This window comes from Pseudomonas sp. 44 R 15 (assembly GCF_900004965.1).
GTDB lineage: Bacteria > Pseudomonadota > Gammaproteobacteria > Pseudomonadales > Pseudomonadaceae > Aquipseudomonas > Aquipseudomonas orientalis_A.
Genome location: NZ_CVTU01000111.1, coordinates 16,830 through 31,446 on the forward strand (window position 1 = coordinate 16,830; position 14,617 = coordinate 31,446).

At 62.9% G+C, this 14,617-nt stretch carries 13 protein-coding genes; 8 read left to right on the top strand and 5 right to left on the bottom strand.

Annotation, left to right across the window (positions count from 1 at the left end; translation table 11 throughout):
• Positions 1-158: 158 nt before the first annotated feature.
• On the bottom strand, positions 159-1,535 hold the full coding sequence (locus BFP93_RS21380) for an L-serine ammonia-lyase (RefSeq protein WP_065894829.1): 1,377 nt from the start codon (positions 1,533-1,535) through the stop codon (positions 159-161).
• Positions 1,536-1,672: 137 nt separating this feature from the next.
• Between BFP93_RS21380 and BFP93_RS21385 the strand changes: the two genes are divergently transcribed.
• Both BFP93_RS21385 and BFP93_RS21390 read left to right on the top strand, forming a co-directional pair.
• Entirely contained in the window at positions 1,673-2,620 is a 948-nt protein-coding gene (locus tag BFP93_RS21385) for a LysR substrate-binding domain-containing protein (RefSeq protein WP_065894830.1), read from the top strand.
• Between the two features lie 213 nt (positions 2,621-2,833).
• Complete coding sequence (locus BFP93_RS21390; RefSeq protein ID WP_016978251.1) at positions 2,834-3,244, top strand: HPF/RaiA family ribosome-associated protein; 411 nt, start codon at positions 2,834-2,836, stop codon at positions 3,242-3,244.
• 54 nt (positions 3,245-3,298) lie between these two features.
• On the opposite strand, the gene BFP93_RS21395 is transcribed toward BFP93_RS21390, so the two are convergent.
• Complete coding sequence (locus tag BFP93_RS21395) at positions 3,299-4,810, bottom strand: MFS transporter (RefSeq protein ID WP_065894831.1); 1,512 nt, start codon at positions 4,808-4,810, stop codon at positions 3,299-3,301.
• A 104-nt stretch (positions 4,811-4,914) separates the two neighbouring features.
• Here BFP93_RS21395 and BFP93_RS21400 point away from each other — a divergent pair, with 104 nt between their 5' ends.
• Entirely contained in the window at positions 4,915-5,787 is an 873-nt protein-coding gene (locus BFP93_RS21400; protein ID WP_065894832.1) for a LysR family transcriptional regulator, read from the top strand.
• A gap of 787 nt (positions 5,788-6,574) precedes the next feature.
• On the opposite strand, the gene fecA is transcribed toward BFP93_RS21400, so the two are convergent.
• From fecA to BFP93_RS21415, 3 genes are all read right to left on the bottom strand, one after another.
• Positions 6,575-8,911, bottom strand: a complete 2,337-nt coding sequence (gene fecA / locus BFP93_RS21405) for a TonB-dependent Fe(3+) dicitrate receptor FecA (RefSeq protein WP_065894833.1) — start codon at positions 8,909-8,911, stop codon at positions 6,575-6,577.
• Between the two features lie 90 nt (positions 8,912-9,001).
• Positions 9,002-9,943, bottom strand: a complete 942-nt coding sequence (locus BFP93_RS21410; RefSeq protein ID WP_065894834.1) for a FecR domain-containing protein — start codon at positions 9,941-9,943, stop codon at positions 9,002-9,004.
• Positions 9,940-10,428, bottom strand: coding sequence for a sigma-70 family RNA polymerase sigma factor (locus BFP93_RS21415; protein ID WP_065894835.1), 489 nt, complete (start codon positions 10,426-10,428; stop codon positions 9,940-9,942). The genes BFP93_RS21410 and BFP93_RS21415 overlap by 4 nt, the downstream gene beginning before the upstream one ends.
• 170 nt (positions 10,429-10,598) lie before the next feature.
• Between BFP93_RS21415 and BFP93_RS21420 the strand changes: the two genes are divergently transcribed.
• Genes BFP93_RS21420 through BFP93_RS21440 form a run of 5 tightly spaced genes read left to right on the top strand, consistent with a single transcriptional unit; the run spans position 10,599 to position 14,359 of the window.
• Positions 10,599-10,901: a DUF3649 domain-containing protein gene (locus tag BFP93_RS21420; RefSeq protein ID WP_065894836.1), complete on the top strand. Its 303-nt coding sequence runs from the start codon at positions 10,599-10,601 to the stop codon at positions 10,899-10,901.
• The gene (locus BFP93_RS21425) at positions 10,898-12,472 is read left to right on the top strand and encodes a PepSY-associated TM helix domain-containing protein (RefSeq protein ID WP_065894837.1); all 1,575 of its coding nucleotides are present in this window, start codon (positions 10,898-10,900) and stop codon (positions 12,470-12,472) included. Before BFP93_RS21420 ends, BFP93_RS21425 begins: the two co-directional genes overlap by 4 nt.
• On the top strand, positions 12,473-12,799 hold the full coding sequence (locus BFP93_RS21430) for a DUF3325 domain-containing protein (protein ID WP_065894838.1): 327 nt from the start codon (positions 12,473-12,475) through the stop codon (positions 12,797-12,799). It begins immediately after the preceding gene.
• A 7-nt stretch (positions 12,800-12,806) separates the two neighbouring features.
• Positions 12,807-13,385, top strand: a complete 579-nt coding sequence (locus tag BFP93_RS21435) for an RNA polymerase sigma factor (protein ID WP_065894839.1) — start codon at positions 12,807-12,809, stop codon at positions 13,383-13,385.
• The gene (locus BFP93_RS21440; protein ID WP_065894840.1) at positions 13,382-14,359 is read left to right on the top strand and encodes a FecR family protein; all 978 of its coding nucleotides are present in this window, start codon (positions 13,382-13,384) and stop codon (positions 14,357-14,359) included. Before BFP93_RS21435 ends, BFP93_RS21440 begins: the two co-directional genes overlap by 4 nt.
• Positions 14,360-14,617: the final 258 nt, after the last annotated feature.

Genomic DNA, 14,617 nt, shown 5'->3' on the forward strand with positions numbered 1-14,617 from the left:
GCACGGGTTATCGTTGACGTTTTTCGCGAGCAAGCTCGCTCCTACAGACCGGCATCAAGGCAAGCCCCTCCCACATTTGAACGGTGTTGTCCTTGGGGGCGGTGACCTGTTTCAGGGCAACACGGAAAAAACGATCGCAGACAGCGCAATCAGCCTGATCAGCACTCCACCCAGCTGACCGCCAGGCCGCCCCGTGACGTTTCTTTATATTTGTCATGCATATCGGCGCCGGTATCACGCATGGTGCGGATCACCCGGTCGAGAGAAATAAAGTGCTTGCCGTCGCCGCGCAGGGCCATTTGGGTGGCGTTGATCGCTTTGACGGCCGCGATGGCGTTGCGCTCGATGCACGGCACCTGCACCAGGCCGCCGACGGGGTCGCAGGTCAGGCCGAGGTTGTGTTCCAGGCCGATTTCGGCGGCGTTTTCCAACTGTTCGGGGGTGGCGCCAAGGATATCCGCCAGCCCGGCGGCGGCCATGGCGCAGGCCGAGCCCACTTCGCCCTGGCAGCCGACTTCGGCACCGGAGATCGAGGCGTTCTTTTTACAGAGGATGCCGACGGCGGCGGCGGCCAGGAAGAAATTGACCACGTCATCGTCAGACGCGTCGGCATTGAACTTCATGTAGTAATGCAGCACGGCAGGAATGATCCCCGCCGCGCCATTGGTCGGCGCGGTGACCATGCGCCCGCCGGCGGCGTTTTCTTCGTTGACGGCGAGGGCGAACAGGTTGACCCACTCCATGGCCGATAAGGTTGACGTGATGACATTGGGCTTGCCGATTTCCAGCAGGCTGCGGTGCAATTTCGCCGCACGACGCGGGACGTCCAAGCCACCGGGCAGAATGCCTTCATCGCGCAGACCCTGTTCCACGCACGCGCGCATCACCGACCAGATATGCAGCAGGCCGCTGCGGATGTCTTCGTCGCTGCGCCAGGCGCGTTCGTTGGCCATCATCAATTCCGAAACTCGCAGGCCGTGCTTGTTGCACAACGCCAGCAGTTCAGCGGCGCTGGAAAAGTCGTAGGGCAATTCAACGTCGCTGGTCGGCGCAATGCCCGATGCGGCTTCGGCAGCTTCGATGATGAAACCACCGCCCACCGAATAGTAGGTTTGCTCGCTCAACAGGCCGCCGTCGCCGTAGGCGTGCAGGGACATGGCATTGGGGTGGTAGGGCAGGCTTTCGTCGAGCAGCAGCAGGTCGGTGTGCCAGTCGAAGGCAATAGCCTGTTGGCCGGCGAGCAACAACTGGCCGGACTCGCGCAGTTTCTGGATACGCGCGTTGATCGAGGTGGGGTCGACCTGATCCGGCCATTCGCCCATCAAGCCCATCACACAGGCGCGGTCAGTGGCGTGGCCGACACCGGTGGCAGACAGCGAACCGTACAAGCGCACTTCGACGCGCCGGGTTTGGCTGAGCAACTGCTGGTCGGCCAGTGCCTGGGCAAAGGTCGCGGCAGCCCGCATCGGCCCGACGGTATGGGAGCTGGACGGGCCGATGCCCACCTTGAATAGATCGAAAACGCTGATAGCCATGCTAAAGCCTTACAAGCAATGGAGTGGAAGTCGCTGCCATGTTTTGTAGAGCAGGCGGAGTTGGAGCGATACTGGGCCTCTGGATTGGCACTGACCAACGAATTATCCTAAGACACCCTTTAGCAGGACTAAACGCTATGACCCGGCCCCTTCATGGCCAGACCTATTCCTGGCTGCATGTCTTTTCCTGTGCTGCGCGGCACCTTTCGTTCACCCGCTGCGCCGAAGAGCTGCACATCACGCCGGGCGCGGTGAGCCAGCAGATCCGTCAGTTGGAAGAGCGCCTGGGCTTCAGACTGTTTCACCGCCGTGCACGGGGTGTGGAGCTGAGCGCCGAAGGGCAGCGCCTGGCGGCGGTGGTAGGGGAGGCCTATGGCAACATCGACGCCGAATTGCAGCGTCTGGACGCCGGGATGATCAGCGGCACCTTGCGCCTGCGCTCGATTCCGTCGTTTCTCGGCAAGTGGCTGACCCCGCGCCTGCCACGCTTGCAGCAGCGTTTTCCGGACATTCAGTTGCGCATGGTTGCCGAAGACAGCAGCGTCGCGCTGCACGAGGGCGACTTCGACCTGGCCATCGACCTGAACGACGGCAGCTATCCCGGATTGTTATCCACAGCGCTGTTGGATGAGCAGATATTTCCGGTGTGCGCCCCCAGCCTGTTGCGTGGCCGGCCGCCACTGCATGGCCCGGCCGACCTTGCCCACTTTCCGTTGTTGCACGACATCACCGCCTGGCGTGGGAGTTATGAGTATGCCGAGTGGGAGTTCTACCTGAATGAAATCGGTTACCGCGATGCCGATGTGCGTCGCGGGCACACCTTCAACCGCAACCACCTGACCATCGAAGCCGCCATTGCCGGCATGGGCGTGGCCATTGCGCGGCGCACCTTGCTCAATGATGAGCTGGAACGAGGGACCCTGATCGTGCCGTTTGGCCTGGCCGTGCCCAACCATAAACGCTACGTGCTGCTGTATGCGCCGGGCGCATTGAGTCACCCCGGCGTGCGGGCGGTGCACGACTGGCTGGTGGAAGAAGCGGGGGTTTTTCGCGCGTTGCACCCGTTGGGAGCGGCGCCATTGTGAGGAAAACAGGAGGTAAGAAGTTGTAACTAACTCCCCACCCTACCAGCGTTCTTGCTCGTCGTCAGGGTTAATTTGTAATGTAGGATTTATCTTTGCAAAGGGGTTGAAATGTTTCAGCAGGTGCTCAATTGTGTAACCAAGAGGTCATGGTTTCACCACCCCGGTGTTGCAGTTTGTGATCTCTGGCGAGCTAGCTGAAATAAGGGAAGAACTATGCAAATCCAAGTCAATAGCGATAACCATATTGAAAGCAGCATCCGACTGGAGGAGTGGGTACGTACCACCATTGAGAGCACGCTCGAACGTTATGAAGAAGACCTGACCCGTGTGGAGGTCTACCTGCGGGATGAGAACGGCGACAAGCCCGGTCCCCACGATTTAAGTTGCCGCCTCGAGGCCCGGCCAAAAGGCCACCAACCGCTTTCGGTGCTGCACAAGGCCGATACGCTGGAACAAGCAATCGATGGCGCGGCCACCAAGCTCGATCACGCGCTGGAACATCTGTTCGGCAAACTGCAAGGCAAGCCCCGCGCTGCCGGTAAAAACCAGCCGACCACCAAAGTCAATGAAGATGAGCTTGAACAGGAGTTTCTGGAAAAAGAACGGGCCGTCTTCAACGGCTGATAGTTTTTTGACTCCCCATTGAAGACGGGCCTGCGCATGCAGGCCCGTTTTCGTTTAACGGCGCTGTTTGAAGAAATACCCGCTGAGCAGCGCCAGTCCGCACGCACCCAAGCCTGCAAAGAGCATGGCCCAGCCGGCACCGTTGCGCAGAGCCGCACGGGCCTCGTTGAGCGCCAATCCCGGCGCATCCAGCTTGCCCGCCGCAAGGTGCTGGCTGAGGGCCGGCCATTCCATTGCCGTGCCCGGCGGCAGTACATCGGCCAGGTGATGGCTGATCCCCAGCAACAGCACCAGGCCCATCAGCGCGATATTGAGCGCCAGGGTGATCAGCCGGGCGCTGAAGTCGATGCCCGAGGCCATGCCCGCGCGATCAGCCGAGACGGCGCCGGTGGTGGTGTTGGTGGTTGGCGAGTTGGTCAGCGCCAGGCCGGTGCCGGCCATCACGCAACCGAGCAGTATCAGCAGGCTGTCCGGCTGTGCGGCGAGATTGGCCACGGTCATCGCCAGAAACCCCGCGCCCATGGTCGCCAGGCCCAGCGGGATGATGCGTTCGGCGCCGTAGCGCAGGGCCAGGCGTTCGGCCAGGGGGGGCACCAGCAAGGTCGGCAAGGTGTAGGCGAGCAGGGCGCCGCCGGTGGTCAGGGTGTCGTAGCCCAGACCCGCCTGGAAATACAGCGGCAGGTAGATCATGAACGGCCAGAAGCTGAAGTTCATGCCGATCGAGCCCATCAGCGCCCCGTTGAAGCGCCGGATACGGAACACCGAGAAATCGAACATCGGATGGGCACTGCGCTTTTCAACCACGACGAACAGCAACAACGCCACCAGCGCCAGGCCCGCCCAGCCGAGCATGGCCGGTGTGGCGAAGCCGTGCTCGGTGCCCTGGGTGATGAAGTAGACCAGGGCGAACACCGCCAGCGTCAAGGTCAGCATGCCGGCAATGTCCAGGCGATGGCTGGCCGGGTCGCGGGACTCCTGCACGCTGATGCGCAACAGCACCAGGGTGAACAGGCTGAGCGGTACGTGGGCGAGAAAGACCCAGCGCCAATCGGCGACTGCCAGGATCAGCGCACCGACCATCGGCCCGAACCCCAGGCCCACGCCGGCAATCACGCCCCAGATCGCGAAGGCCCGGGCACGTGCGGCCGGCTCACGAAACAAGTGCGACAAAATCGCGAACTGGCAGATCATCATCGCGCCGCCGCCGATGCCCTGGACGAAGCGCGCCACGATCAGCATGGTCGCGTCGGTGGCCAGCCCGCAAGCCAGTGAAGCCAGGCCGAACAGCCACAGGCACAGTACCAGCACGCGTCGACGGCCAAAGCGATCGGCCAGGGTGCCCGCTGCCATCAGTACGCTGGTGCAGGCCAGGGTGTAGGCGTTCATGATCCACTGGGCGTCTTGAAATCCTGTGCCCAATTCGCGTTCGAGGGTGGGCAGGATGACCGGTACGCTGGAGATTTCCAGGCCGAACATCAGGGCCACCAGGCACACGGCGGTGAGCGCCAGGCCGTTTCTGGTGGTATGCGCGGGGCTTAAGGCCGTTAGAGCGGCGGCGTGTGGCATACGCAGTTCCTTAAGAGAGAGGGAGGGATTATTCTCTCGGGAATTGGGTTCTTTATTTGCGATAACTTTTCCCTTGATAGGGGAGTCAAAGGCGACAATCTACGATGTCTACCCCACGTTTCGATGGTGTCGAGCTGTTTCTGCAAATCGTCGAGAGCGGCAGCCTGAGCGCGGCCGCCGAGCGGCTGAACCTCACGCGCTCGGCGGTGGGCAAGGGCCTGGCGCGGCTTGAAGCGCGCCTGGGCACCTGCCTGTTACAACGCTCCACGCGCCGCCAGCGTCTGACCGAGGATGGGCAGGCCTACTACGAGCACTGTCTGCGCGCGCTGGCGGAGCTGGAAGCGGCCGAGTCCGTGCTGGAAAGCGGCCGTCAGCAGCCACGCGGGCGCTTGCGCGCGAGTTTGCCGCTGGCGTTTGGTCACCACTATGCCGCGCCTGCCCTGTGGGGCTTGATGGCGCGTTATCCGGACCTTGAGATCGACATTTGCTTCTCCGACCGCATGATCGATCTGACGCAGGAAGGCTTCGATATTGCCGTGCGTATCGGCCCGTTGCCGGATACCGACCGCCTGAGTGCGCGGCGTCTGGGGGAGCAGGTCATGGGCCTGGCGGCGTCACCGGCGTATCTGCAACGCAGGGGGCGAATTGAACATATCGAGGAATTGGCGGCTCATCGCGGCATTGCTTACCGCAGCAATAACGTCCATCGCTCGCGGCTGGTCACGCCCCTGGTGTTGGACGACCTCCAGGCTGTGGCCGATGCGACGATTGCAGGCGTGGGCCTGGCCTGGTTACCGAGTTGGTTGATTGCCCACTACGCGCTACGCGGGCAACTGGAGGCGGTACTGCCCGACTATCGCGAGCAGCCGGCCCCCATCCACGTGATCTGGCCGACGGCGCCGCACATGCCGGCCAAGACACGGTGCGCCATTGATGCGCTGGTCGCGGCCACCCCAAGTTGCCTGGCGGGCAGTTAGAACCCGAATCCTGAACACACTGAGGATCAAATGTGGGAGGGGGCTTGCCCCCGATGACAGTGTGTCATTCAGCTTATCTGTAGCTGACCTACTGCAATCGGGGGCAAGCCCCCTCCCACAGTTGGTTCTGTTTTGTTCTGCAGATTCCAATCAGAACGCGATACACATACACCGTGCACGGCTCACCCACGTATTGCCTGGCGGGCAGTTAGAACCCGAATCCTGAAAACACTGAGGATCAAATGTGGGAGGGGGCTTGCCCCCGATGGCGGAGTGTCAGTCAGTATATTTTTAGCTGACCCACCGCAATCGGGAGCAAGCCCCCTCCCACAGTTGGTTCTGTTTTTGTTCTGCAGATTCCAGTCAGAACGCGATACACATACACCGTGCACGGCTCACCCACGTATTGCCTGGCGGGCAGTTAGAACCTGAATCCTGGACACACTGAGGATCAAATGTGGGAGGGGGCTTGCCCCCGATGGCGGAGTGTCAGTCAGTATATTTTTAGCTGACCCACCGCAATCGGGAGCAAGCCCCCTCCCACAGTTGGTTTTGTTTTGTTCTGCAGATTCCAGTCAGAACGCGATACACATACACCGTGCACGGCTCACCCACGTATTGCCTGGCGGGTAGTTAGAACCCGAATCCTGGACACACTGAGGATCAAATGTGGGAGGGGGCTTGCCCCCGATGACAGTGTGTCAGTCAGCTTATCTGTAGCTGACCCACTGCAATCGGGGGCAAGCCCCCTCCCACAGTTGGTTCTGTTTTGTTCTGCAAATTCCAGTCAGAACGCGATAGACGTCTGCACATACACCGTGCGCGGCTCGCCCACGTATTTGCCCTTGTTGTTATCGTCGAACGAGCGCGTGTAGTACTGCTTGTTGAAGATGTTCTTCACCCCGACTGCGACGTTCAAGTCCGACAGCTGCGGGCCGAAGTCATACGCTGCGCGGCTGCTGAACAGCATGTAGCCGGGGATGCGTCCGTTGGCGCCGTCGGCGCTTTCGGCCTGGGTGTTGGCGTTGTCGGCGAACTGGCTGCTCTGGTAGCTGCTGTCCAGGTTGAGCTTCCACGGGCCTTCGGTGTACCCCACGCCGAGGGTGCCTTTGTGTTTGGACGAGAAGGGCACGCGATTGCCTTTGTTCGGGCCGTCTTCACGGATGGTCGCGTCGACATACGCATAGCTGGCGTACACATCGAAGCCGGCCAGCGCCGGGCTCACGCCGTCGAGGGCGTAGTTGATGCTCGACTCGATGCCCTGGTGCCGCGTTTCACCGCGGGCGATCACGGTGTCGTTGGTCTGGTTGCTGTCGTACTGGTTGTCGAAATTGATCAGGAACGCACCGATTTCCGCGCGCAGGCTGCCGTTGTCATAGCGTGTGCCGAGCTCCCAGGTGCGGGCTTTTTCCGGCTTCACTTCGCCGCTGTTCACGCGGTTGGGCATCTGGCTGTACTGCACGCTGCCGAACGAGCCTTCAGTGTTGGCGTAGAGGTTCCAGTCGTCGGTGAGGTGATAGAGCACGTTCAACGCCGGCAGCGCGGTGTTGTAGTCGCCTTTGTATTTGACGTTGCTCAGGTTGTTGGTCTGTTGGGACTCGATCATTTCGTAGCGGATGCCCGGCGTAAGGGTCCACTTGCCGATATCGATACGGTCGTCGATGAAGAACGCATTGGCTTCGGTGCCGCCACGGGTGTCGCGGTCGTTACGGCTGTCGGTGGTCGGCAGTTGCTGATTGGCGGCAATCGGCGTGCGGTAGCGCAACTCGTGGCCGGCTTCGTTGATGTAGCGGTAGCCGACGCCGACTTCGTGGCTGGTGGGGCCGAGGTCGAAGCCTTGGGCGAAGCGGGTTTCCAGGCCGCGTACCCAATACTCGCGGGGGGACAGCGAGAGGAAGTTGCCTTGATCGAGGTAACCGCTGCGCAGGGTTTTGGTGAAGAAACTGTTGACCGTGAATTCACGGCGATCCTGCTCGTAGCGGTAGCCGACGTTGAACATCGTGCGCCGGCCCCAGAACTTGTCGTAGGGGCGGGTCGACTGGTACGGGTCGGCCTTGTAGTCCTTGACGTTCAAGCCCCCAGGCATATCGGCCTCGCCGTCGTAGTACTGCGCCATGGCGTTGAAGCTGTTGGCGTCATCCAGCTGGTATTTACCCTTGAGGATCAGGTCATCGATGCGCGTGTCGCTGTTTTCACGCCAGTCGCCGCCACGGGTGCCGGAGTACAGGAGTGCGCCGCCCAGGCCATTGTCGGCGGTGCCGCCGGCCAGCAGGTTGCCGGTGGTCTTGAAGCCGTCGTGGCTGGAGGACGGGCTGGTTTCGGTCTGCAGGCCGCCTTTGACGGTGGGCGCATCCGGAATCGCGCGGGTCACGAAGTTGACGATGCCACCGACGTTCTGCGGGCCGTAGCGCACTGCGCCGCCGCCGCGCACCACGTCCACCGCGTCCATGTTGCCCATGCTGATCGGTGCAAATGAAAGTTGCGGCTGGCCATAGGGGGCGAAGGGCACGGGAATGCCGTCCATCAACACCGTGGAGCGTGATGCCAGCCGTGGGTTGAGCCCGCGAATGCCGAAGTTCAGTGCCATGTCATGGCTGCCGGTGCCGTTGTTGTCCGGGGCATTGACGCCGGGGATGCGATTGAGCACGTCGCGGGCCTGGGTTGCGCCCTGGCGTTCGAATTCGTCACGGCGGATGACGTCACGGGCGCCGGGATGCTCGAACACGTTGGTCTGCGCCGCGTCACCGAGCCAGTCGCCGACCACGTTGGAGGTTTGCAACTCGAGGGTGGCCGGGGCGCCGGCCGGTTGCAGGCTGTAGGCGTTGTCACCCTCGGCGCGGGCTTGCAGGCCACTGCCTTCCAAGAGTTTATCCAGGCCTTCGGCGGTGCTGTAGTTGCCCGTCAAGCCGGGGCTTTGCCGACCGGCGGTGACCTCGGAACCGAAGGACACCAGCACCCCGGCTTCACGGCCGAACTGGTTCAGGGCCGCTTCCAGACTCGTCGGCGCGATGTGATAGGCCTTGGTGTCGGCCGCCATCGCCGGGGGCAGCGCGGCCAGGCTGAGGCTGGCGCCGAGCAGGAGTTGGCGCAGGGTACGGGCAAGAAGCGTCGGTTGCAGGGGCATGAAGGGTGGTCCTGAGAAGGAAGGATCAAGGGGGCTTTCCTTCTCTGTCACGCGAAGTAGGGAAAACGGCTCAGCGGTTTTCAAAAAACTTCACGCACGCGCCTGCACCGTCACCCAGTAGCGGGTAAAGCGTCGCACTTTGACCGGCAGGCTGACTTCCAGCAGATCGAGAATGCGTTCGCTGTCATCCAGCGGATAACTGCCGGACAGCAGCAGGTTTGCCACCTGCGGGTCGCAGTTGAGCTGGCCCCGGCGATAGCGCCCGAGTTCGCCGAGGAAGTCTTCCAGGCGCATATGCGCGGCCACCAGCATGCCGTCAGCCCAGGCGCCGCTGTTGGCGTCGATAGCGCGCGGACTGTCCCAGCCCTTGCGGGTGTAATTGACTTGGTGCGCGGCGTCCACCCTCAGCGGCAGGCCGCTGTAGTGGTTGGGCATCACGTCGACACGGCCATCGAGCACCGCCAATTGGGTATGGTCATTGAACTGCCGCACGTTCAAGCGCGCCGCCTGGCTGCTGAGCAAGCCCTGGCCGGTCAGCACGCGCAGCGGCGTGGCACCTGCGCGGGCGGTCAGCAGGATTTCACCTTCGAGCAGGCGGATCAGGCGCTGGTGGCCATCGAAATGCACATCCACCGCACTGCCGGTGTTGAGCTGCAACTGGCTGCCGTCGGCCAGCTGCACGCGGCGACGCTGGCCGACAGGGCTGCGGTAGTCCGCCGTCAACGGCGGCAAAATGTGTTGCTGGCGCAGGCTCCAGGCTGCCGCCGAACCGGCGCCGAGGATCAACAGCAGCTTCAGCGCCTGGCGCCGGCTGGTGGAGGTCGGTGCATTCAACGCCGCGTGCGCCAGCGGCGAGGGCAGGCCACGCAGGCGTTGGTTGACGCGCTGGATCTGGTCCCACGCACGCTGATGTTCGCTATGCGCCTCCAGCCATTGCTGCCAGGCCGCCTGCTGGCGCGGGTCGAGCGCGCCTTGCTGCATTTGCAGCAACCAGTGCACGGCCTGTTCGGCAACCTGGGTCGAGACATTCATAGGGCGAAGTAGCAGCGCAGGGCGGCTTTATGCAGGTGGCGCTTGACCGTGGCAATGGAAATGCCCAATTGCGCGCCGATCTGCGCGTAGGTCAGGCCATCGAGCTGGGCCAGCAGGAACGCGCGTTTGACCTGCACCGGCAGGCCGTCGAGCAGTTGGTCCAGTTCCACCAGGGTTTGCAGGATGATTGCACGGTCTTCTTCCGACGGCGCGACGTGCTCCGGCATTTGCGCCAGGGCGTCGAGGTAGGCGCGTTCCAGGTCCTGGCGACGGTAGTAGTTGAACAGTACGCGTTTGGCGACCGTGGTGAGAAAGGCGCGCGGTTCGATCAGCGTGGGCGCTTCCCGCGCGCTGAGCACGCGGATGAAGGTATCGTGCGCCAGGTCGGCGGCGCTTTGCGGGCAGCCGAGCTTGCGTCGCAACCAGCCGGTGAGCCAGTGGTGATGGTCGTTGTACAGAACTTCGACGGTGTTGGACGGCGGCAACGTGATCACTCCATCAGCATCGGCATGCTTTAGAGAACAAGAATTGTTCGCATTGTAGGGCCGCAAACACGGTTCGGCAATCGACCCGAGCAGGTGATTCATCCGTTCTCTTTTGCTTATGAGAATATTTATCATTAATATTGCGCGCTGATGAACTTGGCGCCTGCCGCATGAAAAGCAAAACCTCACTGCCCGCCTCTTATCGCCTCGCCGTCACGTCGCGCGTACTGGCGGCTGTGGTCGGCGGTTATCTGACGGCCTCGCTGGCCGCGATCTGCCTTGCGCTGTGGCTGCCGACGACGCGCGCCGACGCGGTGATTGTCGGCATGATGAGTTCATTCGTGTTCTACCTGCTGGCGGTGCTCTGGTGTTTCGCCTGCCGCACCGCGTGGCGTGCGTGGGCCGGGGTGATGCTGCCCAGCGCCCTGCTCGCGACCCTGGCGGGCATTGGGTTCTGGGTGGTGCGCACATGAAAGAGGGTTTTCGCCAAGCCATGGCCTGGCTGCACACCTGGGCCGGATTGATTTTCGGCTGGCTGCTGTTTGCGATTTTCCTGACCGGCACCCTGGCCTATTTCAAGGATGAAATAACCCACTGGATGCAGCCCGAAGTCCAGGCCCATCCGATGGACGACGCGCGCAGCCTCGCCGTAGCGCAAGACTACCTGCAGCAACAGGCGCCCACGGCCGCGCGCTGGTTCATTACCTTGCCCAATAGCCGCGACCCCGGCCTGTCGGTGATGTGGCAAGACAAGGTCGACCCCGGCAAGCGCGGCAACTTCATCCAGAAAGTCCTCGACCCGGTCAGCGGCCAAGCGGTGCAGGCCCGCGAAAGCATGGGCGGTGAATTCTTCTACCGCTTCCACTTCCAACTGCAGATGCCTTACCCATGGGGCCGCTGGCTGTCGACCCTCGCCGCCATGGTGATGTTTGTCGCGCTGATCACCGGCATCATTACCCACAAGAAAATCTTCAAGGACTTCTTCACCTTCCGCCCGCGCAAGGGCCAGCGCTCCTGGCTGGACGGGCACAACGCGGTGGGCGTGCTGGTGCTGCCGTTTCACCTGATGATCACCTATAGCAGCCTGGTGATTTTCATGAGCATGGTCATGCCGGCGCCGATCGTGGCCTCCTATGGCAATGACAGCCGTGCCTTCTTCAATGAAGTGTTTCCCAGTTCCGATAATGCCCCGGCACTCGGCCAGCCGGGTACGTTGCTGCCGTTGTGGCCGATGTACCAGCAGGCGCAGCAACAGTGGGCGGGGGGGCATGTCGGGCGCCTGGCGGTGAATAACCCGAGCGACGTCAACGCCTCGGTGAATGTATTTCGCGCCGGCTCCGACAGCGTGGTGCAAGATTTTGGCAGCACCGTTTCCTTCAACGGCACCACGGGCGAGTTGCTGCGGGTCAGTGGTGAACCGTCCTTGCCGTCGGTCATCGGTGGCAGTTTCTACGGCTTGCACATGGGCCATTTCGCCGGCCCGGTGCTGCGGTGGTTGTATTTCATCTGCGGCTTGGCAGGCACGGCGATGATCGGCACAGGCCTTGTGATATGGCTGGGCAAGCGTCAGCTCAAGCACGCCAAAACCGGTGTGATGCCCTTTGAACTGCGGTTGGTGGAGGTGCTGAACATCGCCAGCATGTCGGGGCTGATGATCGCCATAGCGACGTTTTTCTGGGCCAATCGACTGCTGCCGGTGAGTATGGCCGAACGTTCCGACTGGGAAGTGCAGAGCTTCTTTATCGCCTGGGGCCTGAGCCTGGTGCATGCCGCGTTGCGGCGCGGTCGCCAGGGCTGGGTCGAGCAGTTGAGCCTGGGCGCGCTGCTGTTTGTGGCCATCCCGTTGATTAATGCCCTGACTACGCCGTATCACTTGGGCACTTCGCTGATGAGCCGCGACTGGGCCATGGCCGGCTTCGACCTGACATGCCTGGCCAGCGGCCTGTTCCTGGGATGGGCCGCCTGGAAGATGCAGCGTCGCGCCGCGTTGCAGCCCAAGGCAGAGCACGCGCGTGCATTGGCGTTCAAGCAGGAGGCCGGCTGAATGTTGCTCGCGCTGCTGCTGTGCTACGCCGGGTTTACCGCGCTGTGCCTGGCCACCGATCGTCATCACGGCGAGTTGCTGCGCAGCAAACCCACGCCTGCACGGCGCCTGGGCTTGCGTGCGCTCGGCTGGTTGCTGCTGACCCTGTCGATCTGGCCGGCGGTGGCCGTCACCGGCTGGGGCCAGGGCCTGGTGGAGTGGTGCGCGGTGTTGATGCTCAGCGCCCTGCTTTTGGTGCTGCTGTTGCCGTACCGGCCACGGCTGGCCCTGATCCTCGCGGGCGTCGGCGTGCTGGCCAGCCCGGTCGCGGCGTTTGGCCTTTTCTGAGCTGCCCATGATGATCAGCCCGCCGCCCAAGCAACAGGACAGCGCGCACCCGGACGCGGCCGGGGGGCGTGCGCATTTCCTGCAGGTGTTTCTGTCCCAGCGTTCACAGATGGAGGCCTTGGTCAGCCGCCGTGTCGGTTGCCGCGCCACGGCGGCTGATCTGGTGCAGGACCTGTTCCTGCGCTTCTGGCGCCGCCCGCTGGTACAGGTCGAAGAGCTCAGCACCTACCTGCTGCGCTGCGCCGGCAATATCGCCATCGACCATTTGCGCAGCGAAGGCGCCCGCGTGCGCAGCAGCGAGGGCTGGTTGCCGGAGCAGCAGGACAACCAGGGCTGCGAACCCCAGGCGGCCCTCGAAGCAGGTAATGACCTGCGGCATGTCGAAGCCGCCTTGCGCAGCCTGCCCGAGCGCACCCGGCAGATTTTCCTGCTCAACCGCATTCACGGGCGCAAATACGCAGAGATCGCCAAGGCCATGGGCCTGTCCCAAAGCGCCGTGGAAAAACACATGATGCGGGCCCTGCACGCGTGCAAGGCGAGCCTGCGCGAACCGTCAGTCCCACGTACGCCAGGGAACGCATCGTGAACGTCACACCCACGCCCGCCCAGGAACAGGCCGCGCTCGACTGGCTGAGCCGGCTGCACGACCAGCCCGGCAGCGGCGATCAAGCCTCCTTCAGCCGATGGCTGCGCGCCGACCCCGCCCATATCGAAGCCTACGCCCAGGCCCAGGTGCTGTGGGAGTTGAGCGAGGTGCCGGCACGCACCCTGGCCGACGAAGACGCACAGGCCTTGCAGGGTTACCTCGATGCGATGCGCCGTTCCGGGCGCTCGCGCCTGGTGCGTGGGGCCGGCGCCCTGGCCATGGCGGCCTGTTTTTTGCTGATGGTGTCGATGGGCGCCGGTTGGCAGCCGTCGCGTTGGGTCGATGACCTGGGCGCCGATTACGTGACGGCGCCAGGGCAGGTGAGGACCGTCACCCTGGCCGATCAGTCCCGCGTCACGCTCGACGCCGACAGCGCGATTGCGGTGGATTTCAGTCACGGCGAGCGGCATATCCAATTACGTCGCGGGGCCGGTTTTTTCCGCGTTGTCCACACCGGCCAGCCCTTCGTGGTCGAGGCGGGCGCTGGAGAAACGCGGGTGCTGGGCACACAGTTCGAAGTACGCCTGCAACCGGCAGGGGCCCAGGTGACCGTGCTGTCGGGCCGGGTTGGCGTAACGCCGTCCGCACAGGCACCGCAGCAAATTCTGACGGCAGGCCAGCAAGTGGCCTACGCCGACGGTGTAGCCGAGCCGCTGCACTCGGTGGACAGCGAATCACGCCTGGCCTGGCGCGACGGTTGGCTCAACTACTACAAGGCGCCGCTGGCCGAGGTGATCTGGGACCTCAAACGTTACTACCCGGGCCGCATCCTCCTGCTCAATGCCGAGATGGGCGCCAGGCGCGTCAGCGGCAGCTTTCCGAGCGACGACCCTGTCGCCGTGTTGAAGGCCTTGCAAGCGGTCCTCGGCTTCGAGCAACACACGCTGCTGGGGCGGGTGATTGTGTTGCGCTAGGCGCACGGGGCCGTTCAACGCGCACGATCAACGGCCTGCCACCGATTGCGGTGTATCAGCTACAGATAGGCTGACTGACACACTGCTATCGAGGATAGGTATCTACACCACTCTGTAACCCCCAAACGTAACCACGATGCGAAGCGAGCCGCTCTTGATCTTGCTCTGCTTTTGATCCTAGGCGCCCCGTTAAACCACGCTGGCCGAACGCAGGCTTGAATCCGTGGGTAACCCGGCAGGACGCCGGGTTAGCCGCCC